Origin of the sequence: Formivibrio citricus (assembly GCF_900115065.1) — a bacterium.
Classification (GTDB): Bacteria; Pseudomonadota; Gammaproteobacteria; order Burkholderiales; family Chitinibacteraceae; genus Formivibrio; species Formivibrio citricus.
In genome coordinates this window covers 194,101-220,188 of sequence record NZ_FOVE01000003.1, presented here as the reverse complement: position 1 = coordinate 220,188, position 26,088 = coordinate 194,101, and the positions used below count along the sequence as shown (strand labels likewise).

Sequence of the window (26,088 nt, the reverse complement as noted above, 5' to 3'; positions counted from 1 at the left end):
CTTCGTGGCCGCGCACGTCGTTGACTTCGAGCTTGATCATGCCGTCGTTGAGCAGCAGGATGGCGCCCGGTTCGACGTCGTTGGGCAGCTCCTTGTAATCGAGGCCGACGCGCTCCTGGTTGCCCAGTTCGCACTTCGCATCGAGGATGAACTTGTCGCCCTTGTTGAGCGTGATCTTGCCATGCTCGAACTTGCCGACGCGGATTTTCGGGCCTTGCAGGTCGACCAGCACGGCGACGGGGCGGCCCAGGTTGCGGGCAATCTCGCGGACCAGGTTGGCGCGGGCGATGTGGTCTTCGGCAGTGCCGTGCGAGAAGTTGAGGCGGACGACGTTTACACCCGCATTGAGCAGTTGCTCGATCGTGACGGGATCGCTGGACGACGGGCCCAAGGTGGCGACAATTTTTGTGCTGCGAATCATTTGAATCTCCTGGTGCAGAGGCTCTGACTGCTTTCGTGCCGGAGCCGGGTAAAGAGGCTTGGAATCAGCGATTTTTTTCTTCGTTGACGAGAAGCAATGCGATATAGAGCAATAACCGATCATCGAATTTTTCAAGGTTCAGATCGGTGAGTTCTTCCACACGCCGCAGGCGGTAATCCAGCGTGTTGCGGTGAATGTTCAGTGCCTGGGCGGTAGCCAGGGCTTGGGTATCGTGGGCGAACCAGCTCGCCAGTGTCTTGCGGAAAGAACCATTGTTGTCCTGGGTATACAGCCGGGAGATCGAGCGGCGCAATTCTTCGGCCTGCCAGCCGCTCTTGAGGCTGTCGAGAAGGACCGGCAGCATCAGATCCTGATAGAAAAAGGCCTGCTCTTCCGGGTGGCGCTGTTTCCCGACCTGCAGTGTGGTCCGGGCGGTGCGGTAGGAGCGGGCAAGGCCGCCCGCTTCCGGGAAATAGTGGCCGAGCGCAATGCGTACGCCCAGACGGCTGCTTTCGCGCATGCGGGAGAGCAAAACCTGTACGCGCTCCCTGTGCTTGTCCAGCTCGCGCTGGTCCAGCGGTGCGCGGGTGGGCTTGAGTACGACCAGCTCGGTGAGCGAGACCGTGGCGATCAGGTTGTCGCGTTCGGGGGTGGTCAGGAGCGTTTGCAGTTGCTGGATTTCCGCGAGCGCGGCATCGACGCCCAGCGCGCCGCTGTCGATCTCGATCACGGCGACGATGCGCGGCTGCTTGAGGTTCACCCCCAGACGCTGCGCCCATTCCTTGAGTTCGGGAGACGGGTTTTCCGAGCGGATCAGGTGCAGGACCAGTTCTTCGCGCAGGCGGCTGTCGCGGGCCAGGAGGCCCATCAGCTTGGCCTGTTCCAGCATCATTTCTGCGGTCATCAAGACCAGTTGGCCGTAACGGCGAACCTGCGACGGTTTGCCGGTGAGCCCGATGACGCCGACGATCTGGCCTTCCAGCTTCATCGGCAGGTTGATGCCGGGTTTGGCACCGCGCATGCGGTCGGCGGTCGGCTCGTCGATTTCGACGATCTTTCCTTGCGCCAGGGCCTGCGCCGCGCCTTCGTGCAATTCCCCGACCCGCCCCGGTTCGCCGCTGGCGACGATGATGCCATGCGAATCCATGACATTGACGTTGTAGTCAATGATGCGCATGGTGCGCGTGACGATTTCCTGGGCGGTGAGCGGGTCGAGGTAGGCCATGGCTTAACGAGTGACCTCAATCTTGGCGAGCTTTTCGTAGAACTGGATCAGCGCGCCGTGGTCGGCATCGCCCAGCCCGTCGTTGCGCAGCGCCTGCATCATTTCCATGACTTGCGCGATCAGCGGCAGCGGGGCACCGACTTCGTGCGAGGTATCCAGAACGTTCTGCAGATCCTTGATGTGCAGGTTGATGCGGAAGCCCGGGTTGAACTTGCGGTCCATGACCAGCGGCGCCTTGGCATCCAGTACCGTGCTGCCGGCCAGCCCGCCGCGGATGGCCTTGTAGACCAGATCCGGTTCGCAGCCGGCCTTGGCGGCCAGAACCAGCGCTTCGGACATGGCGGCGATGTTGATTGCGACGATGGTCTGGTTGCACAGTTTGGCGATGTTGCCAGCGCCGATTTCGCCGACGCGCACCACGGAGCCAGCCATGGCTTGCAGTACCGGGGCGATCTTGTCGAAGATGTCCTGCTTGCCGCCGACCATGACCGACAGCGTGCCGTCGATGGCCTTCGGTTCGCCGCCGCTGACCGGGGCGTCGAGCATTTCGATGCCCTTCTTGGCGAGTTCTGCTTCGACTTCACGGCTGACGAGCGGAGCGATCGAGCTCATGTCGGCTACGACGAGGCCCGGCTTGCCGCCTTCGATGACGCCATTCGCGCTGAGCACCACTTCCTTGACCTGCGGGGAGTTGGGCAGCATGGTGATGATGAGTTCGACCTGGCTGGCGACTTCCGCCGGGGTGGCTGCCTTGGTGGCGCCCAGAGCGATCAGTTCTTCAACAGCCGAGCCGTTGCGATCCAGAACGACCAGCGAATGACCTGCCTTGATCAGGTTCTTGCTCATGGGCTTGCCCATGATGCCCAGACCGATAAAACCGATTTTCATGTTGGTTACCTCTAAATTATGTTCAATAAATCAATAGCTTTATGCCGGATTTGGCCCGATTTTGTTTGAACTCGTCACCCCGGCGCAGGCCGGGGTCCAGTGGTTTGAAGCCGCTTTGTTGCTGGATACCGGCCTGCGCCGGTATGACGGAAAAAGTTCAAACTTCACTCGCTCGGATCAGTTGGCCAGGCCCATGTTCTTCAGGATCGTCCGGAGCTTTTCCTTGTTTTCCGGCGAGCAGTGCATCACCGGCTCGATCGGATCGCCCACGGGGACGCCGATGATGGCGAGTGCATCCTTGGCGGCGGCCGGGAAAGTGCCCAGTCCGAAGTTCATGCGCAGCGGGTTGAGGCGGTACTGGGCATCAAGCGCGCCCTGAATGTCACCGGCCTTGTGTTTTTCATAGATTTCAACGACTAGCTTCGGTGCGATGTTGGCGGTGGTGGCCACGCAACCGGCACCGCCGTGAGCCAGCGTGCCATAGATCAGCGTATCGCGGCCGGCCAGCACCTTCATGCCCTTGGGGCCGGTGCGGCGAATGAATTCGGAAGTCAGCGTCATGTCGCCGCTGCTGTCCTTGATCGCCACGATGTTGTCGATCTCGGACAGACGTTCGCACAGGTTGACCGAGATGTTCACGCCGCCGGTGCGATCCGGGTTGGTGTAGAGCACGATCGGCAGGCTGGTGGACTTGGCCACGGCCACATAGTGGTTGTAAAGCTCGTTTTCGGTCGGGCTGATGTAGAACGGCGTGAGTACGCTCAGGGCTTGCGCGCCGAGCGATTCGGCCATCTTGGCATGCTCGATGGCTTCGCGGGTGGTGATGGCGCTGGCGCCAAGGAAGACTGGAACGCGGCCGGCGGTCTGCTCGATGGTGATTTCGGCGACGCGGCGCTTCTGGGCCGGGCTGAGCGCGTAGAACTCGCCAGCGCCTCCCAGTGCAAACACCCCGTGAACGCCGCCGTCGATGACGTGATCGATCAGTTTGCGGAAGTTGCTTTCCAGGAGATTGCCTTGCGCGTCGGTGGGGGTGATCAGCGGCGGGATCACGCCATGAATAAAGCCGTTGTTCTTCATTTAAAGCCTCCAAAAATCACCTGGCGAGAAAGCCCAAGCAGTTGTCGATTGATGTTGGGGATTTTTGTGTAGCTGCTTTGTGTGCGCTACCAAACGAGGTGCATGTTCTCACAGGCCGGTGTTTTTTATATCGTGCATGATTACATATAAATGCGCATTTTTACGCTTTATGTTTGTGCGTTTATCCAGTTTGTTCCGGGTGGTGTGACCTGTATTGTGTGAATGCCAGATATTTTTCTTGTAGTTCAGGGTTTCAGTTGTGTTTATGCCTAAAGCAATCGAAACGGGTAAGGGCATATTCTGGCAGTGGGAAATTTGGATGTGTTCCTGCCCGGGAAATATCAAATTCATGCCCCGCAGGATGGGGTAACACAGAGGAAGGAGTTAGATATGTCGACAGCTCAAAGTGCTGTGGCTGATATTACAGCAAAAAAAACCAACGTCAGATGGACGATCGTATTGGTCCTGTTCTTGATTACGGTGATCAACTATGCGGACCGTGCCACGATTGCGCTGGCAGGTCCGGTGATGTCCAAGGAGTTGGGGTTTAGTCCGGTTGAAATGGGTTATATCTTTTCGGCGTTTGGTTGGTCCTATGTGATCTGCCAGTTGCCGGGCGGTTGGCTTCTGGATCGCTTCGGGTCCAAACGCGTGTATGCGTACAGCATCTTTTTCTGGTCGTTGTTCACCCTGGTGACAGGGGGCGTGAGCTGGTTTGCCGGTACGGTGGCATTTGTTCTGACTTTCGCTTTGCGCTTCCTTGTGGGTGCAGCCGAAGCTCCGTCTTTCCCCGCCAACAGCCGTATCGTGGCGGCCTGGTTCCCGGCCAATGAGCGCGGCACTGCATCGGCTATCTTCAACTCCGCCCAGTATGCCGCTACGGTGTTCTTTGCGCCGCTGATGGGGTGGTTGATTCACAACTACGGTTGGCATTCCGTGTTTGCCGTGATGGGCGTACTGGGCATCCTGTTCGTATTCGCCTGGCATAAATTCATTCATGACCCGAAGGATCACCCGAATATCAATCAGGCTGAAATCGATTACATCGAGCAAGGCGGTGGCCTGGTCAATATGGACCAAGGCAAGAAGGGTGGTGCCAAGACCGATGGTCCCGATCTCAAGTACATCAAGCAACTGCTTAGCAATCGCATGATGGTGGGTATCTATATCGCTCAGTACTGTATCAATGCACTGACCTATTTCTTCATTACCTGGTTCCCGGTTTACCTGGTCAAGGAAAAGGGCATGTCCATCCTGAAGGCCGGTTTCGTGGCCGCCATTCCGGCAGTCTGCGGTTTTGTTGGTGGTGTGTTGGGTGGCGTGATCTCCGACTTCATGTTGAAGAAGGGATTCAGTCTGTCCACCGCCCGCAAAACCCCGATCGTGCTGGGTATGTTGATGTCCATGAGCATGGTGGTCTGCAACTACGTGACCATGGAGTGGGCCGTGATCTTCTTCATGTCGCTGGCCTTCTTCGGCAAGGGTATCGGTGCGCTGGGTTGGGCGGTTAACTCCGATGCCGCTCCTAAGCAGATTGCCGGCCTCTCCGGTGGCCTGATGAATACCTGCGGCAACCTGTCGAGCATTACTACCCCGATCGCCATCGGCTACATCCTCCAGGCCACCGGTTCCTTCAACGGCGCGCTGGTTTATGTCGGTGTTCATGCCTTCATTGCAATCGTGTCTTATCTGTTCATCGTCGGCGAAATCAAGCGCGTTGAACTGAAGTGATGCCGTGACTGCGGCATGGATGAATCTGCTGTGCCGCAGACTCCGGATTTGAAGTCAAAGGCGGCTCCGGTCGGAGGACCGGACATGAATCCGGCCAGAGCCGTCAAGTTTCACAGTGGCGCCGAATTTTCCTCCTCTACTTGGTCGGAACCACTTTTTTATCCAGGTTTTGATTTGGATTGATTAACAGGAGCTTTTTAAATGAGCAAAGCCAGTACCCCCGTCGTAACCGAAATGCAGGTCATCCCCGTTGCAGGTTACGACAGCATGTTGCTGAACCTGAGCGGTGCACACTTCCCGTTCTTTACCCGTAACCTGGTGATCCTCAAGGACAACGCCGGCAATACCGGCGTGGGCGAAGTGCCGGGCGGCGAAAAGATTCGCCAGACGCTGGAAGATGCGATTCCGCTGGTCGTGGGCCAGGAAGTCAGCAAGTACAACGTCGTACTGAACACCATGCGCAAGCAGTTCGCCGACCGCGATTCCGGCGGACGCGGCCTGCAGACCTTTGACCTGCGCATCACCATTCACGCCGTGACCGCCGTCGAAGCCGCAATGCTCGACCTCTTCGGCCAGTTCCTGAACATGCCGATTGCAGCCCTGCTTGGCGATGGCCAGTTGCGCAGCGAAGTCGAGATGCTCGGCTACCTGTTCTACATCGGCGACCGCAAGAAGACCAACCTGCCGTACCTCAGCGGCGAAAAAGGCTCGTGCGAGTGGTACCGCGTTCGTCACGAAGAGGCGCTGACCCCGGAAGCTGTGGTCAAGCTCGCAGAGGCATCGTACGAGAAGTACGGCTTCAACGACTTCAAGCTCAAGGGTGGTGTGCTGGCTGGCGATGAGGAAATCGCCGCCGTGACGGCCATCAAGAAACGCTTCCCGAATGCGCGCGTCACGCTCGATCCGAACGGTGCCTGGTCGCTCGAAGAAGCGATCCGCCTGTGCAAGGGCAAGGGCGATGTGCTGGCCTATGCCGAAGATCCGTGCGGCGCTGAAAACGGCTACTCCGGCCGCGAAATCATGGCCGAATTCCGCAAGGCGACCGGTCTGCCGACCGCGACCAACATGATCGCGACCGACTGGCGCCAGATGAGCCACGCCATCAACTTGCATTCCGTCGACATCCCGCTGGCCGATCCGCACTTCTGGACCATGCAGGGTTCGGTGCGCGTGGGTCAGATGTGCAACGACCACGGCCTGACCTGGGGCTCCCACTCCAACAACCACTTCGACATCTCGCTCGCCATGTTCACGCACGTCGCCGCTGCCGTTCCGGGCAAGGTTACCGCGATCGACACGCACTGGATCTGGCAGGAAGGCCAGGAGCGCCTGACCAAGGAACCGTTCCAGATCAAGGGCGGCATGGTCGCTGTTCCGGAGAAGGGCGGTCTGGGCGTCGAGATCGACATGGCACAGGTCGAGAAGGCCAACGCGCTGTACAAGGAAAAGTGCCTGGGCGGTCGTGACGATGCGCTGGGCATGCAGTTCCTGATCCCGGGCTGGAAGTTCGATAACAAGAAGCCTTGCCTGGTGCGCTAAGCGTTAGGCGGCTGCGCTACCCGGCGGAAAAGGGCTGCGAAAGCACCCTTTTCGCAACGCCGAAACAGTTTTCGTGGCAGTTCCCCGCCGGGTTTTCCCCATCCCCGGCCCGGCGGGGGCTGTCATGAAAGCCCGCCTGATACAGGCTGGTTTTCATGACAGGAAAAAGCTGCTTTTGCAGGGATACAACAACACATTTACAACGGTTCAATGCTTATGAAAATCGTCATCGCGCCAGATTCATACAAAGAAAGCCTCTCGGCAGAAGAAGTGGCTGACCAGATCGAGGCTGGTTTCAGCGAAATATTTCCGGATGCCGAGTTCGTCAAATTGCCGATGGCCGATGGCGGCGAAGGCACGGTGTCCGCGCTGGTGGCAGCCACGCATGGCCGCATCGTCCGGAAAACCGTGACCGGCCCTCTGGGCGGGCCGGTCGAAGCCTTTTACGGCCTGACCGGCGACGGCTGCACGGCCATCATCGAAATGGCCGCCGCGAGCGGTCTTGAGCTGGTGCCGGTGGACTCGCGCAACCCTTTGCGTACCACCACCTACGGTACCGGCGAACTGATCCGCGATGCGCTGGACTCTGGCGTGCGCCACATCATCATCGGAGTGGGCGGCAGCGCCACCAACGATGGCGGGGTCGGCATGGCGCAGGCGCTGGGTGGGCGCTTTCTCGACCAGAGCGGTCAGCAGATCGCCCAAGGCGGCGGCTCGCTCGGCCTGCTGGATCGCATCGACATGGGCCAACTGGATGCCCGGCTGGCAAGTTGCCGGATCGAGGTGGCCTGCGATGTGACCAACCCGTTGACCGGGCCGCTGGGCGCTTCGGCCGTATTCGGCCCGCAGAAGGGTGCAACGAAGGAAATGATCCAGTTGCTCGATCATGGCCTGGCTCGTTACAGCGAAATCGTGAAACGCGATCTGGGCAAGGATATTGCGCAAGTGCCGGGCGCCGGTGCCGGCGGCGGCATGGGCGCTGCGACCATCGCCTTCCTGAATGCTGAACTGCGCCCCGGCATCGAGATCGTGACCCAGGCCGCCGGGCTGGAAGCCGCCGTGGCGGATGCCGATCTCGTCATCACCGGCGAAGGCCGTATCGACAGCCAGACCATCCACGGCAAGACGCCGATCGGCGTGGCGCGGGTCGCCAAACGGTTCAGTGTTCCTGTGATCGGGATCGCGGGCGGCCTGACTTCGGATGTTGGCGTCGTGCACGCGCATGGCATCGATGCCGTATTCAGCGTGCTTTACCGTTTTTGCGTCCCGCACGAGGCGCTGCAGGAAGCCGCTGCCAACGTGCGCATGGCGGCCCGCAATATCGCTGCCGTACTGAAGATGGGGCAACAGTTGAATGGCCGGCCCGACATTGGCAAACGCGAGCGCGCGTCTCATGGAGTGAGAAATGAGCAAACCGTTAACCTTTAAATTCTCATGCAGCGGGCAGAGTGAAAGGCTGTATGTCGGCCAGGCCAGCTGCAAGAGATGCGGATTCAAATGGAATGGCATTCGCCAGTCCGGCATGCGCAAGGCGGATTGCCCGCGCTGCGGGAGTGGCCATACCGGTTGGGAAATAACCGGCTCGATTTGACGAAGCCTCGCTTGCAAGCGCGGTGCCTTGCGAAGACGAGTGGGAACAAAAAATCATTCAGGAGAAGAGTGCATGAATACCCCGGTCAATGCGGCCATATCCCAGCCGCTCTACATCAAGGTGCACGAGAGCGACAACGTCGCCATCATCGTCAATTCCAACGGTTTACCCGCCGGCAGCGTCTTCCCGTGCGGGCTGGAACTGAAGGAACACGTTCCGCAAGGCCACAAGGTGGCGCTCAAGGATCTGCCCGAGGGCGAGGCGATCATCCGCTACGGCGAGGTGATCGGCTACGCGGAAAAGCTGATCGAGCAGGGCTGCTGGATTGATGAGTCGCTGGTGCGCATGCCCGAAGCGCCGCCGCTGGAAACGCTGCCGCTGGCGACCAAAGTGCCGGCGCCTCTGCCACCGCTGAAAGGCTACACCTTCGAAGGCTACCGCAACCCGGACGGCACCGTCGGTACCAAGAACATGCTGGCAATCACCACCACCGTGCAGTGCGTCGGCGGTGTGGTCGATTACGTGGTCAAGCGCATCAAGGCCGAATTGTTGCCGAAGTATCCGAACGTCGATGGCGTTGTGGGACTCAACCACATCTACGGTTGCGGCGTGGCGATCAACGCCCCGGCGGCCGTGGTGCCGATCCGCTCCCTGCACAACCTGACGCTCAACCCGAATTTCGGCAACGAAGTGCTGGTGGTCAGCCTCGGCTGCGAAAAGCTGCCGCCGGAGCGCCTGCTCAATGAAGGCGGCATTCCGATCAAGGTGGTGAGCGACGACGTGATCTGCCTGCAGGACGAGAAGTTCACCGGCTTCATGTCCATGGTCGACGCGATCATGAAGCAGGCCGAGATTCATCTTGAGAAGCTCAACCAGCGCAAGCGCGAAATCTGCCCGGCCTCCGACCTGATCGTGGGCCTGCAATGCGGCGGCAGCGATGCGTTTTCCGGCGTGACCGCCAACCCCGCCGTGGGCTATGCCGCCGATCTCTTGGTGCGCGCCGGTGCTGCGGTCATGTTTTCGGAGGTGACCGAAGTGCGCGACGGGATTCATCTGCTGACCCCGCGTTGCATCGATGAAGAAGTCGGCCGCGCCATGCTGCGCGAAATGGCCTGGTACGACGATTATCTCGACCGCGGTCAGACGGACCGCGCGGCCAATACCACACCGGGCAACAAGAAGGGCGGGCTGGCGAACATCGTCGAAAAGGCCATGGGATCGATCACCAAATCCGGCTCCAGCCCCATTGTCGATGTGCTTGCTCCGGGGGAGAAGATTCGCAAGAAAGGCCTGACCTTCGCGGCCACGCCGGCCAGCGATTTTGTCTGCGGCACGCAGCAACTGGCCTCCGGCATGACGATCCAGGTGTTCACCACCGGCCGCGGCACACCGTATGGCCTCGAAGCCGCCCCGGTGATCAAGGTCGCCACGCGCCGGGATCTGGCTGCGCGCTGGCACGATCTCATGGAAGTGGATGCCGGCACGATTGCCACCGGAGAAGCGACCATTGAAGAAGTGGGCTGGGAAATCTTCAAGCTGATCCTGGATGTGGCGAGCGGGCGCAAGAAGACTTGGGCTGATCAGTGGGGCTTGTTCAACTCGCTGGCGGTGTTTAATCCGGCGCCAGTGACCTGATTCCGCGGGCCTGTTCATCAGGCGGCTGCGCCTTCGCATCTGGCAGTCGGGCGGAGCTCGGAATCCTCATGTACTCGCGTGTACATTCCGGTTCCTGCGCTCCGTCCTCCTGCCACCTGCTTTGGCTCGCCCGCCTACTGAAACAGGCCCTTCCTCTTCCTTGCAGTACGGCCATTCCGGTTTATCCGGGGTGGCCGTTTTTCTGGAATTTTCCTGGAGTAGACGCAATGACCATTGCGCAACGCTTGATGCTTTTTGTGTGTATTTCTGTCCTGACCCTGCTTGGAACGATGGGGGTCGGTTTTTATCAGAATGTGCAGATCAAAAAACAGCAGGACTATATCGGCAGCCGGATTTTCCCGTCGATGCAGTCATTTCGCGATATCACCGAACAGGTGGGTGAATATCGCCGTTTGCTGACGAGCTTCAACCGCGTCGCCGGAACGCCGGAAGAAAAATCCCTGCACGTACTGGAAGACATGACGGCCACCGCCAAAAAGCTCGAAGACGCTTTCGATGCCTACGAAAAGACGGTGGCCGAGGGCGAAGAGAAAAAGCTGCTGCAGCGGACTCGCGCCTTGTGGAAGCAGTTCCATACCCTGTCCAACGAAAGCATCCCGTTGGCGCAGCGCCATGAAATCGAGGCGCTGGAAGCCAAGCGGGTCTTGATTCGCAAGACCGGCGGGGAGTTCCTGAAAGCGATGCGCGAGCAGGTCGCCTTCGCCGCCAAACAGCAGAAGGACGTACAGGCCGCCGTCGAAGCCAGCCAGCAAAAGGCGCTTGTCACTTCCGGAATTCTGGTTGTGGGCGCATCCGGCTTGTTGATGGCGCTCGGGTGGATTCTCTACCAGAAAACCGTAATGCCGCTGCGCCGGATGGCCTTGCTGATGCAGCAGGCTCGGGACGAACGCAACCTGACGCTGACTGCCGATATTCGCGGCCAGGATGAAGTGGCCAATACCCTGAGCGCATTCAACCAGCTACTGTCCGAATTGCGCGCCGACTTCTCCGCGCTCCGGCTGTCCAGCGTGGAACTTTACGATGCGTCTTCATCGTTGAGCGATACCGCGGCACAGGTCGCAAGCGCGGCAGACCGGCAAAGCATGGCGTCGTCGTCGATTGCCGCGGCCACCGAGGAGCTGACCGTCAGCATTCAGCACGTGGCCGACCAGGCGGCGAACACTCGGCAGGAATCGGAAAAATCCGGCGCGCTGGCTTCGACCGGTGTCAAGGTGATTTCCTCCACGGTCAAGGAGATCGGCAACGTGCGGGAAACCGCCGTGCAGACCATGAAGCAGATGCAGGAACTCGAAGCCTGCGCCGCCCAGATCAACCAGGTTATCAGCGTGATCCGCGGGCTGGCCGAACAAACCAACCTGCTGGCGCTCAATGCGGCCATCGAGGCGGCCCGGGCTGGCGAAAACGGGCGCGGCTTTGCCGTCGTGGCCGATGAAGTGCGCAAGCTGGCCGAGCACACCACGCAGTCCGCACTGGAGATCGGCCATACCGTCGAGAGCATCCTGTCGGGTGCGAGCGCGGCTTCTGCCAGCGTTCAGTCCACGGTTTCGTCCATTGCTCAGGGCGTGGCCCACACCGAAGAAGCCAGCCGGACCATCGAAGACATCAACGTGCATGCACAGCAGGCGGTTGCGATGGTGGAAGACATTTCCGCAGCCCTGGCCGAGCAGAGCAGCGCCGCGCAGTCGATTGCCCGGCAAGTCGAACAGGTGACAGCCATGAACGAAGCCTCCACCCAAGCCTCGGCCAGAACGAGCGATGCGGCCAATAACCTGCATGCGCTGGCGGGGCAGATACAGGAGGTTTTGACGCGTTACCGGACTTAGAACCTGTTCACGATCTTGCTACGAAACCGTGATCGGGGCTCATGCGCTGCTCGGAATCCTCATTTATCCGCATAAACTCCGGTTCCTGCGCTGCTCTTCACCCCGCTGACGGCTTCTCGCGACAGATCGTGAACAGGTTCTTGGTGCTTGTCTGGTTTATAAATTTTGCCACCAAACATATTGGATACAGGCATCTTTTGAAGCAGTAGTGGCATGGAAATGACAGTGCTGTTTCATGCCAATATTGCTCAATCCCCCAGCCCCCCTTTGCCAAAGGGGGGCACCGGCATGACAGGTCAAGCCTGCAATGCCTTTGTGACAATCTCGTAGGTATCGGAAGACAGATTCTCTTCGCCCGCGATGCGTTCCAGTTCTTCGCGCATCATGGCGCGGCGCTTGGGTTCCACCTGTTTCCAGCGGTTGAAGCAGGCGGCAAGCCGGGCGGCGATCTGCGGATTGAGCCGGTCGAGTTCGATGATGCGGTCGGCGGCAAAGGCGTAGCCGTAGCCATCCTCGGCATGGAAGTGCGCGAGGTTCTGGTGACAGAAGGTGCCGATCAGCGCGCGAACCTTGTTGGGGTTGCGGATCGAGAACGCGGGGTGCTCCATGAGTTTCTGTACGCGCGACAGTGCGCCGGGGCGGCGGCTTTGTGCCTGCAGGGCGAACCACTTGTCCATGACCAGCGCATCGTCTTTCCAGCGCGTCGCAAAGTCGGCTAGCTGTTCTTCGCCGTTGCGGTTGGCGAGCGCCTTGAGCGCGGCCAGCCGGTCGGTCATGTTGTCGGCGCGGCTGTACTGGTTGAGCAGTGCTTCGCTGACCATGGCTTCGTCGAGCTCGGCAAGGTAAGCAAGGCAAACGTTCTTCAGGCTGCGCCGTGCAACGTCCGTGCTGGTGTAGCGGTAGGGCTCGCCGTTGTTCAGCGCGAGGTAGGTGCGCAGGATCTCCGGCCGCAGCTCGCGGGCGATCTGCTGCTTGATGGCGAGGCAGACCTGGTGTAGACGCGCGGGATCGACGTCCGGGATTTCTTCCAGCAGCATGCGCTCGCTGGGCAGCTCCAGCATCAGCGCGACCAGCGCCGGGTCGAGGTCTTCCTGTACGAGCAGGCTGCGTAGCGCTTCCAGAAAATCGACCGGTGCGGCGACGGTGGCGCCTTCCGCTGCGACGTGATACTGGCCGATCAGCAGGCGCGTGGCGTAGGCGTTGGCGGCTTCCCAGCGGGCGAAGGCATCGCTGTCGTGCGCCATCAGGAAGACCAGGTCCTCGTCGCTCCAGGCGTAGTCGAGCCGCACCGGTGCGGAAAAATCGCGCAACAGCGACGGGACGGGAAGGCAGGGAACCTGTGTGAAGGTGAAGGTCTCGACCGGGCGGCGCAATTCCAGCACGCGCGTGGTGCCGGTCGGTGCGCATTCGCCGGCGAGTTGCAGCGGCAGATCCTGTCCGCGGCGGTCGATGAGACCCACGGCCAGCGGGATGTGCAGCGGTTGCTTGTTTTCCTGTCCGGGCGTGGCCGGGCAAGATTGGCGCACGGTCAGCGTGAAGGTCTTGGCCTGTTCGTCGTAAGCACCGTCGATATTGAGCTTCGGCGTGCCGGCCTGGCTGTACCAGCGCTTGAACTGTTCAAGATCGATGCCGTTGGCGTCGGCCATGGCGGCGACGAAATCGTCGCAGGTTACGGCTTTGCCGTCATGACGGTTGAAATAGAGTTCCATGCCCTTGCGGAAGCCTTCACGTCCAAGCAGGGTGGCGATCATGCGCACGACTTCCGCGCCTTTTTCGTACACCGTCATGGTGTAGAAGTTGTTGATCTCGATGTAGGTATCGGGGCGAACGGGGTGGGCTTGCGGGCCGGCATCCTCGGCGAACTGCATTTCGCGCAGGGTGCGCACGTTCTGGATGCGTTGCACGGCACGGCTGCCGATATCGCTGGAAAATTCCTGGTCGCGGTAGACGGTCAGCCCTTCCTTGAGGCTCAACTGGAACCAGTCGCGGCAGGTCACGCGGTTGCCGGTCCAGTTGTGGAAGTATTCGTGCGCCACGACGGCGTCGATGCCTTCGAAGTCGGCGTCGGTTGCGGTATCGGGCTTGGCCAGCACGAACTTGGTGTTGAAGATGTTGAGCCCCTTGTTTTCCATGGCGCCCATGTTGAAGTCAGACGTGGCGACGATCATGTAGGTGTCGAGATCGTATTCCAGCCCGAAGCGTTCTTCGTCCCAGCGCATGGCTTTCTGCGCGGCGGCGAGTGCGTGGTGGCATTTGTCCAGATTGCCGGCCTCGACGAAGATTTCGATGTTGACCGTCTTGCCGCGGCCAGTGGTGTGCTGGCCGCACAGGGAAACCAGCTTGCCGGCGACCAGTGCGAACAGGTAGCTCGGCTTGCGGAACGGATCGACCCATTTCACCCAGTGGCGGTTGCGGTCCATCGTGCCTTCGCTGATACGGTTGCCGTTGGAAAGCAGCACCGGGTATTTGGTTTTGTCGGCAATGATCGTGGTGGTGAAGCGTGCCATCACGTCGGGACGGTCAATGTAGTAGGTGATGCGCCGGAAGCCCTCGGCTTCGCACTGGGTAAAGAGGTTGCCGCCGGATTGATAAAGGCCCATCAGGCAGGTGTTGGCCGCTGGGTTGATCCGGGTCACGATTTCGAGGATGGCTTCGTCCTCGATGTCGGGAATGATGAGTGCGCTGTCGGTGATCTGGTAACGGTCGCGGGGGAGCGGCGCGCCGTCGAGCTTGATGGATTCAAGCTCCAGCTCTTCGCCGTCGAGCGTCAGCGGCGCAGTCGTATCGGAGGATTGCTTGTTGCGTTCGACGACCAGGCGCGAGGTCACGCGCGTGAAGGTTTCACCGAGATCGAAAGTCAGGTCGACGCGGTCGACCAGGAACGCCGGCGGCGCGTAGTCCAGACGATGGATGGCTTGGCGGTGGTGGGTCATTGTAATTTCAGACTCGTGCAAAAAGGGGCGCAGACTGCGCCCGCAGTGGTCAATCGGACTGGATCAACGGGATTGCCAGTTTTCCAGCCAGGTAATGAGTTCGTGAAGCGGCATGGGCTTGGCGTAGTAATAGCCTTGCGCATCGGAGCAGCCCAGCCCGCGCAGGAAGCCGGCCTGTTCGGCGGTTTCCACGCCTTCGGCAATGGTTTCCAGCCCGAGTTTCTGCCCCAGTGCAACGATGGTTTCGGCGAACATGCCGCCGCGTCCGGAGGAAATCTCCGCAACGAAGGACTGATCGATTTTCAGGCAGTCGATTGGCAGTGCCTTGAGTTGCCCCAGCGAGGAATAGCCGGTGCCGAAGTCGTCGATGGCGATGCGCACGCCCAGATCGCGCAAGTCGCGCAGGCAACTGATGACGTGGCGCGGCTGGTCAAGCGCGATGCTTTCGGTGATTTCCAGTTCCAGAACCGAAGGCGGCAGCATGTGCTCGCCAAGAATGGCAGCGACCCGTTCGGTCAGGTTGCCGCTCTTGAACTGCGGCATGCTGACGTTGACCGAGACATGATGCGGACGGTTGGGCAGATGGGCGAGCGAGCGGTAGGCATCTGCGGCTGTTTGCAGAACCCAGTCGCCGATGTCCACGATCAAGCCGGAATATTCGGCCAGCGGAATGAAGACACTGGGAGGTTGCACGAAACCGGTTTCGCCAGGCCAGCGCAGCAACGCTTCCATGCCGGCAATCTTGCCCGTGGACAGGCTGATTTGCGGCTGGTACCAGACCGCGAGCTTTTGAGCTGTGAAATCCCGCCGCAGGTGACGGATGATTTCCAGCCGCCAGCGGGTATCGTCTTCCATCTCGCCTTCGAAGAAGGTGTAGTTGGCGTTGTGTGCGCGCTTGGCGCGGTTGAGCGCGATGCTGGCCTGCTTGAGCAGTGTATTGCCGCCACCAGCCCCGGCCTTGGGTATGGCAAACCCCATCGTGACCGTGACGGGGAGCTGGTGCTCACCCACACTGAAATGCTGTTCGAACAGCGCCTGCAGACGCGTCGGATTGACCTGTTTTTCCGGGCCGAGAATGCCGAATACGTCAGCGCCGATGCGGGCGATCTGGCATTCCTTGCCGAACTGGATGTGGAGACGGGCAGCGACAGCAGTCAGTAGCCCGTTGCCGACTTCCTGACCCAAGCCGTTGTTGATGTCGGAAAAATGATCGATGTCGACCAGGGCCACGGCCATCGGGATGGCACAACTCGAGCCGGCCATCTGCATTGCTGTTTCCAGTTGCAGCGTGAACAGACTACGGTTGCCAAGACGGGTCAGCGTATCGTGGTAGGCGATGAAATTGAGCTTTTCGACGTATTTGACGTTGGCGAAGCAGGCGGTGATGTTGGCGGCAAGGACTTCGACAAGCTGGCGGTCATCCTTGGAAATGGGCGCGCCGGTTTCAAGGTAGACCGCGGCTTCCTGGTTGCCGCCCCTGAGAAAGAGCACCGTGAAATGCTCGCCGAAAACATGGTCGTGATTGGTCAGGGCGTGGGTGATGGCCTCAATGATCGCGGACGAGCCGATTTTTTCCAGCGGCGTAGCGGCGCAACCGGACAGCCGGCCGGCAGCAGCCACAACATACAGGCCGCTTTTTTCTCCCGTTTCAAGCGGGGAGCCTTTCTGGGCACAGACGATGCCGTCGGGCGGAATCTTGAGCAAGGCAGCGATCTGGGCCAGCGCACCTTCGGCAAAGGTGTTGATCGCATGGCTTTCCATCAGTCCGGGAACGGCGCGCACGATCAGTTCCAGCCCGCGGCGGTTTTCGGCGATGGTGCGGATCTGCTGGTAGGAACGCAGCGCCGCCATCAGGGCGGTGATGAGGCGGGTACGGGTCAGTTCGGACTTGGTGCAGTAATCGTTGATGTCGTAGTCGGTGAAAACAGCGATCTCAGGTGCGCTGCCGGGTTGCCCGGTACGCAGGATGATGCGGCACTCAGCCATGCCGAACGTTTCCCGGATTTCCTTGACCAATTGCAGACCGGCGGTTTCGGTTTCCATGACGACATCAAGCAACACAGCGGCGAAATCGCGTCTTTTCTGCAGGATGGCCATGGTTTCACGAGCCGACAGCGCGTGAACAAGCTCAAGCGGCCGGCCGAGAATGGTGGTGCGGGCCAGGGCAAGGCGCGTGGCGGCGTGGACCTCGCTGTCGTCGTCGACGACAAGAATGGGCCATGGCTCGTGCGTGCTGATGCTTTCGACATCACCATCGTCGATGATGTGAAGCTTGTCGTTGTCCTGGGGGGTGTCGGTCATTTTCGTTTGTTTTTGTCAGAACCTGTTCATGATCTTACAGCGAGTTCCTCAGCAGGGATCATTCGCTGCCCGGATCCTCATTTATCCGCATAAACCCCGGTTACTGCGCTGCTCTTCACCCTGCTGAGAGCCTCTTGCGACAGACTTTGGGCAGGTTGGTCAGGTCGGCGTTTCATTGCTTATTGTAGTATGTAATCAGCCCTTCGGTCTTGCATCCAGATTGTTGGCCCACGCCATGGCCTCCAGCAACAGTGGCGCGCAACCGGGGAAGTCGCCTTGTCCGGCCGGGCAGGCTCCCTCCATGTCGGCCGCGTGCGCCAGCATCTGGCCGAGTGGCCCGCGATGTTCAAGCAGGGCATCGCGTACGTCGTCGGACAGATTGAGCGGGGTGATCAGCTCTTTTAGCGGCATGTGAAAAAGCGCTTCCAGCAGTGAAAACATGCCGACCATGAAGGCTTTGTCCGGTAACTCCTGATTGTAGGGAAAACGCTGTTTGGCGATAAGCTCCATCAGCCTGCCGCGAATGGCTGCGGTCTGCGCCAGCGGATCTGCGGAACCCCGTTCGCCGGCCTGTTGGGTAAACATCAGAAGTTGCACCCAGCGTTCGATCTGTTTGCGGCCCAGCACCGTTACCGCGCGGGCCACGCTGTCGATCTTGCAGTTGAGCCCGCAAGCCACGGAATTGACGAGCTTGAGCAGGTTGACGGTCAGGTCCGGAGCCAGTTTGAAGGCGGTTTCGATGGCGTCCGTTTCGGCATCGCTGTGCACGAGGTTGAGCAGCTTGAGCAAGGCGGTCTGGGAAGGCGAGGGTTTTTGCCCGGAAATGATGATCGGCTTGGCAAAGAAATAGCCCTGAAACAGGTCGAAGCCCAGCTTCATGCAGTTGTCGCGCTGTTCGGGAGAATCGATTTTTTCGGCGAGCAATTTGATTCGATAGCGTTCCAGCTCCTTGATGGCCTTGCCGATCTGGGCAGGCGTGGCGGCAAGCAGATCAAGCTTGATGAACTGGATGTGCGGCAGGAGCGGCTTGTATTCCGGCGTGATCTCGATGACGTCGTCGAGCGCGATCTGGAAGCCCTGATGGTGCAGTTCGATGCAGCGCTTGATGAGGTCCGGCGTAATCTTCACCGTTTCCAGGATTTCCAGCACGATCTGCTGCTTGGGCAGCAATTCCAGTACATCGGACATCAGCAGATCGGCGTTGACGTTGATGAAGCCGAGGCGATGGCCCAGTACCTGATTCAGTCCGATCTGGGTGAAGGCATTCTGGATGACGTGCGCCGTGGCAAGGAAATCGTCGGTAACCTGGGCGTGGTTTTGCTGACCGCTGCGGAACAGGAGTTCGTAGGCGACCAGTTCGCCCTTGCGGTTGACAATCGGTTGCCGGCCGAGGTGGTACGAAGCATCCATTGGAATTCTCTGAACGGGGATACGTTCAGTCTAGGAAGCTTCCCCTGATGAAGCTACCGGTGTTTATCCAGAATATTCCTGAGTAGCAACAGATCGTCCCAGGCGCGATTCTTGTCGGGAAGATTGCGCAACAGATAGGCCGGGTGATAGGTCACGATGACCGGGATGCCGTGCCAGTCGTGCACCTTGCCGCGCAGCGCGGAAAGCGGTGCCTGGGTTTGGAGCAGCGAGTGCGCGGCAAAGCGGCCGGAGGCGAGGATGACCTTCGGTGCGATCAGTTGCAATTGGCGCAGCAGGTAGGGCGAGCAGAGTGCAACTTCTTCCGGCTGCGGGTTGCGGTTGCCCGGTGGGCGGCACTTGAGCACGTTGGCAATGAAGACGCGCTCGCCGCGTTTTTCGCGGATCGCGGCCAGCATGTTGTCGAGCAGCTTTCCGGCGCGACCGACGAAAGGCTCGCCCAGACGGTCCTCTTCTTCGCCCGGTGCCTCTCCGACCACGACGAGATCGGCCTGCGGATTGCCCACGCCGAAAACGGTCTGTGTGCGGTCGTTGCACAGCGCGCAGGCCGTGCATTGCGAGACGGATGCCTGCAGTGCGTCCCAGTCCATCGTGGCAATGGTGGTTGTGCGGGCATCTTCCTGCACGGTTTCCGGTGCGGCGGACGGTGTTTCGTCGATCTGCGGTTGTTTGTGCGAGTGGGGTGCTTCGCCGGTCTCGACGAGCGGCGCGATCACCTTGTTGGCCGTGCGCGCCACACTGGAGAGCGGGTGCCGTGCGTTGGGTTCCTGCCCCGGAACGGTTGCGGGTTCGGGCGCAGGCGGCAATGGCTCGGTTTCGGTCTGCGGTTCGGTGACCAGCAATTCGCGCCGCACCCAGACCGGGGTGAGCGCCAGCTCCTCCATGATCAGCGCGCGGCGGTTCAGCATCGGGTTGCTCCGGCGAGCAGCAGGGCATCCTCGCGCCCTTGTGCCGCTGGATAGTAATTCTTGCGCCGGCCGATCTCTTCCATGCCGGCGGCGGCATAGAAATGGCGCGCCCGGGTATTCGATTCACGCACTTCCAGGAACAACTTTTCGCACTGGCGCGCAGCCAGCTCGGCGCGCAAGCCTGCCAGCAGGGTTCGTCCAGATCCGTGGCGCTGTTGCGCGGGGTCGACGGCGATCAGCAGTAGTTCGGCCTCGTCTGGCAGTGGCATCGCTACGGCAAAGGCCGCGAGCCGGCCGGCCAGTTCCAGCCCCAGGCACAGATGCTGCACCAGCGAATCCTGCCACTGCGCCGCAGTCCACGGATGCGGGTTGGTTGCCGCATCGAGTGCCAGCAGGGCTTCCAGATCGGACGAATCGAGCGGACGGATCATGCTTTTACGCGCTCGGAAGTTTTGAGCGCCACCTTGTCGCGCAGGTAGACGAGCGTGGCTTCGTGGGCCGGGACGCCCTGGCCTGCTGCAAAGCGCGGCAGGGCCAGCGCCAGTATTTCGGCCGCGCGGGGGAAGAGTTCCGGTTCAATGCCTGCCAGTTGCGTGCCCAGGCGCTCGGCCAGCGCAGCGCCGTAGGCGGCGAAGCCGCTGCCAATGCCGAGCCAGCCTTCGCCTTCGGGCAAGGGCAGCGCGTGCGGGTCGCAGACGGTTGGAGCGGTCGCCTCGCGCCAGCCATCGGCTTCGCGAACGTAGGCCGCGACGTAGACCTGGTTCATGCGTGCGTCGAGACAGGCGATGACCTTGTTGGCCGAAGCGGATTGCGCCAGTGCTTCCAGCGTACTGATGCCGAGCGTCGAGATGCCGCGGGCAAATGCCAGCCCCTGCACGATGCCGCAGCCGATGCGCAAGCCCGTGAACGAGCCCGGCCCGTTGCCGAAGGCGATACCTTCGATGTCCTGCAGGACGAGCCCCGTTTCGGCCAGCAGTTCCGCGAGGCGCGGCAGCGTGAGTTCGGCGTGTTTTTGCCCGACCAGCCAGTCGCGCCCGACGATGCCCGCCGGCGTGGTCACGGCCAGGGAGAGGTGTTCGGTCGAGGTGTCGAGGGCAAGGTAGGGCATGGCGGCTGGCAGAAATTGAATGGGCGGATTCTACCATCTTGGGCATTGATGGTCCGGGTTTGCTCCACAAATCAAGCTGGCCACAGCGGCGCTTCATCCATCAACGCGATTTGCTCGCGCAGCTCCAGGATCCGCTCCTGCCAGTAATGGTGGGTGTTGAACCACGGAAAGGCGGCGGGGAAGGCCGGGTCGTCCCAGCGGCGGGCGAGCCAGGCGGAGTAGTGGATCAGCCGCAGCGTGCGCAGCGCTTCGATCAGGTGCAGCTCGCGCGGGTTGAACTCGCAGAAATCCTCGTAGCCGGCCAGGACGTCGGCCAGTTGCCGCACCCGATCCTGGCGCTCGCCCGAAAGCAGCATCCACAAATCCTGAATGGCCGGGCCGTTGCGCGCGTCGTCGAAATCGACGAAGTGCGGGCCGTCCGGTGTCCACAGCACGTTGCCGGCGTGGCAGTCGCCGTGCAGACGGATGCTGGCGACCTTGCCGGCACGGTCAAAACAATGGCGTACGCCGTCGAGCGCCTGGTTGACCACACTTTGCCAGGCCGGCAGCAGCTCGAACGGAATGAAGTTGTTGGCGAGCAGCCAGTCGCGTGGTTCCTCGCCGAAAGTGGCCAGATCAAGCGTCGGGCGTTCGGCAAAGGGACGAATGGCGCCGACGGCATGGATGCGGCCCATGAAACGCCCCAGCCATTCCAGGGTTTGCGGATCGTCGAGTTCCGGTGCGCGTCCGCCGCGGCGCGGGAATACGGAAAAGCGGAACCCGGCGTGTTCGTGCAGCGTCCGGCCGGCGATGACCATGGGCGGTACGACGGGGATTTCGCGCTCGGCGAGCTCGGCGGTAAAGCTGTGCTCTTCGAGGATCGCGGCGTCGTTCCAGCGGTTCGGGCGGTAGAACTTGGCGACGATGGGCGGGCCTTCATCCTGCCCGATCTGGTAGACGCGGTTCTCGTAGCTGTTCAGCGCCAGCAGATGGCCGTCGCAGCGCAAGCCGAGGGTTTCGACGGCATCGAGCACGCAATTGGGCGTGAGGGTGGCGTAGGGGTGCGGGTTTGTCATTCCTGATGCGGCTTTCAAAGTTGATCCAGCGCATCCTTGCCGATGGTTGGCGCCCAGGGCAGCAGTTCGTACTGTGCTACGTTGGCGAGAATGTACGGATCGTTGTCGCGCACGGAATCAAGCGTGACATCGACGGCATCGTCGGGGACACGCAGCAGCAGCGCGCCGCCGTTGCGCGGATCGAGCGGGCCGGAGGCGAGCAGGATGCCCTTTCCCTTGAGTCCGGCCAGGTAGGCGCGATGGTTGTCTACGACGGGCAGAACCTGTTCGAGCGGTTTGCGGAAACGGATGATGGCGAGTGCGTACACGGAAAACTTCCTTGATGAAGGATCAATATGGCTGAAGCCTCATTCTATGGGGTCGGTGCCCATGCGTCATCTCTGGCTGCAAAGTTCAGATAACAGGCATGCAAGATTGGTTGTTTGTTGTGCGCAGCACTATGCTGAATTTAGCCCGGGCAAGAGGGAGGAGGCTGGCATGACAAGGATACTGGCTATCGTCGTTTTGCTGTTTAGTCATTGGACGCTGGCTGCCGGGCCGGTTTATATCGGACTGGATGCGGAATTCGGTCACAAAACCAGTACTTCAGCCCAAGCTGTGCAGCAGGGAATGCAGATTGCCATTGATGAAATCAATCAGGCTGGTGGTGTGCTCGGTGGGCGCAAGCTTCAACTGGTAATCAAAGACAACCGTTCGGTTACGGCGATTGCAGTCGACAATCTGCGTGAACTGGCCAGGATGCCGGACATGGTGGCGGTATTTGGCGGCAAGTTCAGCCCGGTTTACATCGAATGCGTGCCGCTTGCCCACGAATTGGGAATGTTGTTGATGGACCCTTGGGGCTCGGCGGATCCGATCACCGACCACAATTATCGCCCAAGCTACACTTTTCGCCTTTCGCTCAAGGATGCTTGGGCGGGGCCGGCTTTTGTGCGCTTTGCCAAGCAGCGATACAAGGCCAATCGGCTGGGTGTTCTATTGCCCAATACGGCTTGGGGGAGAAGCAATCAGGCGGCAATCGAGAAGGCAGCTGCCAGTATGGGGTTGAGCCTGGTGGGGCGGCGTTGGTACAACTGGGGCGATACCTCGCTCGCTGCGCAGTATGCCGAGCTGCGCAAGGCTGGCGCCCAAGCGATCATTCTGGTTGCTAACGAGGCAGAGGGCGCCATTCTGGTTCGCGAGGTGGCGGCGCTGCCCAAAGAGCAGCGGTTGCCGATCATCAGCCATTGGGGGGTGACTGGCGGTGATTTTGCACGTATGGCCGGTGAAGCACTGCAGCAAGTTGATTTTTCGGTGATCCAGACTTTCAGTTTCGTGGGGCGCGATACACCTGCCGCACGGCGGGTACTGACTGCTTTGCGGAACAATTACGGCGCAACGGAAGCCGATCGTGTCAAAAGCCCGGTAGGGGTGGCGCACGCCTATGACTTGACCCATCTTCTGGCGCGGGCGATCAACAAGGCCGGTAGCACGGACCGGCGCAAGATTCGTGATGCACTGGAACAAATCGGCTCCTACGACGGATTGGTGCGCCGTTACAGCAAGCCTTTTACCGCAGGCCGCCATGATGCCCTCTCCGCCGAGAATGTGTTCTTTGCGCGTTATACCGCTGACGACAGACTGATTCCGGTCGATTCTCGCAGCAGGCCATGAACCGGCAGGAGCGGGGAACGGAGGAGCAATGATCACCGGATTCTTGAGTAACAAAAATCTTTCTCTGGCTACTCGTATCCGGCGTAGCGCCTTTGTCTTGATGATGGTGATCATCATTGTTCTGGGGTGCCTCTGGCTGACGCTGGCGCTGATGGAAATTCCGGCGAACCACAGAAAAACCAACCAGAGTGAGGCGCATGTCGTCGGCGAAGTCTTGTCCAGTGAAATCAGCAACCATCTGGATACGCTCAAACAACTTGGCAACAGTCCGCTGGTCTGGACCGCGCTGGTCGACTCGACCTCGCGCGAGGTGCATCTGAAGCCTTTTTTGGGGGCTTGGGAAAAAGGGCAGAAAGGCGGTCCCGTTAAGTTGCTCGATTACCGTGGCCGCAGTGTGCTGGGCGAACTTCCTGCGGCTATCAATGCTGAACAACTTGATCGGCTGGTTGTCAGTGCTCAGGCTGAGAAACGGTCGAAGCTGGCGATGGTTATGCTTGAGGATCACCAGCCGGCATTACTCGCGATTTATCCCGTGTTGTATCCCTATTCCCAAGAAGCCATCGGTGCCCTGGCCGGGGTTATCAACCTTTCCAGCGTATTTCGGCAAAAAGTTTCCTGGATTGATCGGGATGATGTCGGCGTGGAACTGACCCATCAATCGCGCGTCATGGCAACTTACCCCGATGGGGCTGGCCCCAAATTCTTCCCTGCCAGTTTTGAGCTGATTCCCCGGGAGAATATCGAAGGCGGTGCGCCGCTACTTACCGTCTATTCATCGCGCAATCCTTGGGTGCAGCCGGTTCTGAAACGTGTATTGCTATCAGCCTTGCTTACCGTGTGTCTCGGTGTGCTGGTATGGCGGGTGGCAGATGCTTTTGCCAAACGCATGACGCGGCGTCTTTACCGGCTGGCCAAGGAGTGCGAGGCGATTGCTGCCGGGCAAGCCAGCAATATTACTGAGGATTCGTCTCTGGACGAGATCGGTGTTCTCTCGCGCACGCTGCGCCAGGCACTTGAATCCTATGCGCACATCAATACCAACCTGGAAGGACTGGTTGCCGAAAAAACCCGACAGCTTTCGGATAGCCAGCGCTTGCTGCGCACAGTGATCGATGAAACGCCCGACATGATTTTCATGAAGGATTGGGATGGGCGCTTATTGCTTGGCAACAAGGCGCTGGCAGCGTTTTACGGAACAACACCAGATGAACTGGTAGGCAAGAAAAGAAGCCATTTCGCCCCGGATCAAGCACAGGTCGATTCCTTTGAGCAAAATGCGCAAGACATCGTGCGCAGTGGACAAACCCAAGTTGTCCAGGAGTGCCTGGTTGATCCTCGTACTGGGGAGAAGCGGTATTTCCAGTCGGAAAAGATGCCGCTGCAAGGGCCGGATGGGGAACCCAGAATTCTGGTGGTATCCCATGACGTGACCGACTTGCTGGCGGCGCATCGGGTAATCGAGGAGCGTGAACGGCAGTATGCCTATGTCATGGCGGCAACGGGCGAGGGGGTCTGGGATTGGGATATCAGCCTGAATATCGTCAGACACAATGCCAAGTGGTGCGAACTGTTCGGTGTTGATCCTTCGCTGCTTCAGCACCCCGTGGAGATGTTTGTTTCGCTATTGCACGAAGACGATCGCGAGTCAGTCATGATAGCGGTTCAGCTCGCACTGGAAGGCAAGGCACCGTATGTTCACGAACACCGGATACGCCGCCCTGATGGTGAGATTGTCTGGTTGCTGGATCGGGGGCAGGTGGTTGAACGGGGCGCAGAAGGGCAGCCTTTGCGTATGGTTGGCAGTGTTACTGACATTACGGCACGCAAACAGTCAGAAGTAAAACTTCGTCAAGCTGCCAGTGTTTTTACAAGTAGCCAGGAAGGCATCATGATCAGCGATGCAGAAAACCGCATTGTCGATGTCAATCCGGCCTTCTCCCGCATTACCGGCTACGAACGGGAAGAAGTGCTTGGCAAGGATTTGCATTTTCTGGGATCAGGGCAAGAAACCGATGAATTCTATGTCGGGATACAGGAATCGTTGGCGAGTACCGGTTCCTGGCAGGGCGAGATATGGAACCGGCGCAAAAGCGGTGAAGTTTATGCCGAGCGTTTAACGATCGATGTGGTGCGCGCAGAGAACGGTGTCCCCCTCCAGCATGTTGCCGTTTTTTCCGATATCAGCCGTATCAAGGAACACGAGGAAGAACTTGAGCGTCTCGCTCATTTCGACGCGCTGACCGGTTTGCCGAACCGCCGTTTGCTTGGCGATCGGCTCGAGCGCGCCATCGCCCATTCTCGGCGTGGCGGAAAAACGCTGGCAGTTTGCTATCTCGATCTGGATGGGTTCAAACCGGTCAACGACACCTATGGCCATGCGGCGGGCGATTCTTTGCTCGTGGAAATCACCTCGCGCTTGCGCAGGGTGTTGCGCGGCGAGGATACGCTGGCCCGTATTGGCGGCGACGAATTCGTTTTGTTGTTTGGTGAGTTGGCGCATCTGGAGGAAACAGAAACGGTGCTTGCGCGTGTGCTGGCGGAAGTCAATCTGCCGGTACAAATCAGCGATGCCTCGGTCAGGGTTTCGGCCAGCATCGGCTTCACGCTTTATCCCGACGATGCTGCGGATGCTGAGACGTTGCTGTGTCATGCCGACGCCGCACTTTATCAGGCCAAGGAATCGGGGAAAAATACTTGCTGCCGTTTTGGCGCCTAGGCCCTGTTGATTTTGGGTACTGACTGTTGAGTCTG

General features: G+C 59.9%; 20 protein-coding genes. 7 read left to right on the top strand and 13 right to left on the bottom strand.

Features of this window, described 5'->3' with window-relative positions; translation table 11 throughout:
- From BMZ36_RS03350 to BMZ36_RS03335, 4 genes are all read right to left on the bottom strand, one after another.
- A partial coding sequence (locus BMZ36_RS03350) for a pyruvate kinase (protein ID WP_245747759.1) occupies window positions 1-421 on the bottom strand: 421 nt, incomplete at its 3' end.
- Window positions 422-485: 64 nt separating this feature from the next.
- The gene (locus BMZ36_RS03345; protein WP_091191354.1) at window positions 486-1,646 is read right to left on the bottom strand and encodes a sugar diacid recognition domain-containing protein; all 1,161 of its coding nucleotides are present in this window, start codon (window positions 1,644-1,646) and stop codon (window positions 486-488) included.
- Between the two features lie 3 nt (window positions 1,647-1,649).
- Complete coding sequence (gene garR, locus BMZ36_RS03340; RefSeq protein WP_091191352.1) at window positions 1,650-2,534, bottom strand: 2-hydroxy-3-oxopropionate reductase; 885 nt, start codon at window positions 2,532-2,534, stop codon at window positions 1,650-1,652.
- 177 nt (window positions 2,535-2,711) lie between these two features.
- Window positions 2,712-3,611, bottom strand: coding sequence for a dihydrodipicolinate synthase family protein (locus BMZ36_RS03335; protein ID WP_091191349.1), 900 nt, complete (start codon window positions 3,609-3,611; stop codon window positions 2,712-2,714).
- 390 nt (window positions 3,612-4,001) lie between these two features.
- On the opposite strand from BMZ36_RS03335, the gene BMZ36_RS03330 reads away from it, so the two are divergent.
- The 5 genes from BMZ36_RS03330 (at window position 4,002) to BMZ36_RS03310 (ending at window position 11,951) form a co-directional block, all read left to right on the top strand.
- Window positions 4,002-5,342 carry an MFS transporter gene (locus tag BMZ36_RS03330; RefSeq protein WP_091191346.1) on the top strand — a complete coding sequence of 447 codons (1,341 nt, stop codon included), beginning with the start codon at window positions 4,002-4,004 and terminating at the stop codon, window positions 5,340-5,342.
- Window positions 5,343-5,543: 201 nt separating this feature from the next.
- The gene (gene gudD / locus BMZ36_RS03325) at window positions 5,544-6,881 is read left to right on the top strand and encodes a glucarate dehydratase (RefSeq protein ID WP_091191343.1); all 1,338 of its coding nucleotides are present in this window, start codon (window positions 5,544-5,546) and stop codon (window positions 6,879-6,881) included.
- Between the two features lie 216 nt (window positions 6,882-7,097).
- Window positions 7,098-8,309 carry a glycerate kinase gene (locus BMZ36_RS03320; RefSeq protein ID WP_091191341.1) on the top strand — a complete coding sequence of 404 codons (1,212 nt, stop codon included), beginning with the start codon at window positions 7,098-7,100 and terminating at the stop codon, window positions 8,307-8,309.
- 235 nt (window positions 8,310-8,544) lie between these two features.
- The gene (gene garD / locus BMZ36_RS03315) at window positions 8,545-10,107 is read left to right on the top strand and encodes a galactarate dehydratase (RefSeq protein WP_091191339.1); all 1,563 of its coding nucleotides are present in this window, start codon (window positions 8,545-8,547) and stop codon (window positions 10,105-10,107) included.
- Window positions 10,108-10,334: 227 nt separating this feature from the next.
- A complete protein-coding gene (locus BMZ36_RS03310; protein ID WP_177187761.1) occupies window positions 10,335-11,951 on the top strand; it encodes a HAMP domain-containing methyl-accepting chemotaxis protein in 1,617 nt (538 codons plus the stop codon).
- Between the two features lie 59 nt (window positions 11,952-12,010).
- Here BMZ36_RS03310 and BMZ36_RS14495 read toward each other — a convergent pair whose 3' ends face one another.
- From BMZ36_RS14495 to BMZ36_RS03270, 9 genes are all read right to left on the bottom strand, one after another.
- Window positions 12,011-12,166 (bottom strand): hypothetical protein, encoded by a 156-nt coding sequence (locus tag BMZ36_RS14495; protein ID WP_177187760.1) that lies wholly within the window; start codon window positions 12,164-12,166, stop codon window positions 12,011-12,013.
- An 81-nt stretch (window positions 12,167-12,247) separates the two neighbouring features.
- Window positions 12,248-14,884 (bottom strand): aminopeptidase N, encoded by a 2,637-nt coding sequence (gene pepN, locus BMZ36_RS03305; RefSeq protein ID WP_091191334.1) that lies wholly within the window; start codon window positions 14,882-14,884, stop codon window positions 12,248-12,250.
- Window positions 14,885-14,947: 63 nt separating this feature from the next.
- Window positions 14,948-17,185, bottom strand: coding sequence for a GGDEF/EAL domain-containing response regulator (locus BMZ36_RS03300; protein ID WP_091191332.1), 2,238 nt, complete (start codon window positions 17,183-17,185; stop codon window positions 14,948-14,950).
- A 195-nt stretch (window positions 17,186-17,380) separates the two neighbouring features.
- Window positions 17,381-18,595, bottom strand: a complete 1,215-nt coding sequence (locus BMZ36_RS03295; RefSeq protein ID WP_091191330.1) for an EAL and HDOD domain-containing protein — start codon at window positions 18,593-18,595, stop codon at window positions 17,381-17,383.
- A 53-nt stretch (window positions 18,596-18,648) separates the two neighbouring features.
- Window positions 18,649-19,521: a uracil-DNA glycosylase gene (locus BMZ36_RS03290; protein ID WP_177187759.1), complete on the bottom strand. Its 873-nt coding sequence runs from the start codon at window positions 19,519-19,521 to the stop codon at window positions 18,649-18,651.
- Window positions 19,515-19,952 (bottom strand): ribosomal protein S18-alanine N-acetyltransferase, encoded by a 438-nt coding sequence (gene rimI, locus BMZ36_RS03285; protein WP_091191327.1) that lies wholly within the window; start codon window positions 19,950-19,952, stop codon window positions 19,515-19,517. The genes BMZ36_RS03290 and rimI overlap by 7 nt, the downstream gene beginning before the upstream one ends.
- Entirely contained in the window at window positions 19,949-20,629 is a 681-nt protein-coding gene (gene tsaB, locus BMZ36_RS03280) for a tRNA (adenosine(37)-N6)-threonylcarbamoyltransferase complex dimerization subunit type 1 TsaB (protein WP_091191324.1), read from the bottom strand. Before tsaB ends, rimI begins: the two co-directional genes overlap by 4 nt.
- 71 nt (window positions 20,630-20,700) lie before the next feature.
- Window positions 20,701-21,684 (bottom strand): serine/threonine protein kinase, encoded by a 984-nt coding sequence (locus tag BMZ36_RS03275; RefSeq protein WP_091191322.1) that lies wholly within the window; start codon window positions 21,682-21,684, stop codon window positions 20,701-20,703.
- A gap of 14 nt (window positions 21,685-21,698) precedes the next feature.
- Window positions 21,699-21,992 (bottom strand): YciI family protein, encoded by a 294-nt coding sequence (locus BMZ36_RS03270; RefSeq protein ID WP_091191319.1) that lies wholly within the window; start codon window positions 21,990-21,992, stop codon window positions 21,699-21,701.
- Between the two features lie 169 nt (window positions 21,993-22,161).
- Between BMZ36_RS03270 and BMZ36_RS03265 the strand changes: the two genes are divergently transcribed.
- Window positions 22,162-23,337, top strand: coding sequence for an ABC transporter substrate-binding protein (locus tag BMZ36_RS03265; RefSeq protein ID WP_091191315.1), 1,176 nt, complete (start codon window positions 22,162-22,164; stop codon window positions 23,335-23,337).
- A gap of 28 nt (window positions 23,338-23,365) precedes the next feature.
- The gene (locus BMZ36_RS03260) at window positions 23,366-26,053 is read left to right on the top strand and encodes a sensor domain-containing protein (protein WP_091191312.1); all 2,688 of its coding nucleotides are present in this window, start codon (window positions 23,366-23,368) and stop codon (window positions 26,051-26,053) included.
- Window positions 26,054-26,088: the final 35 nt, after the last annotated feature.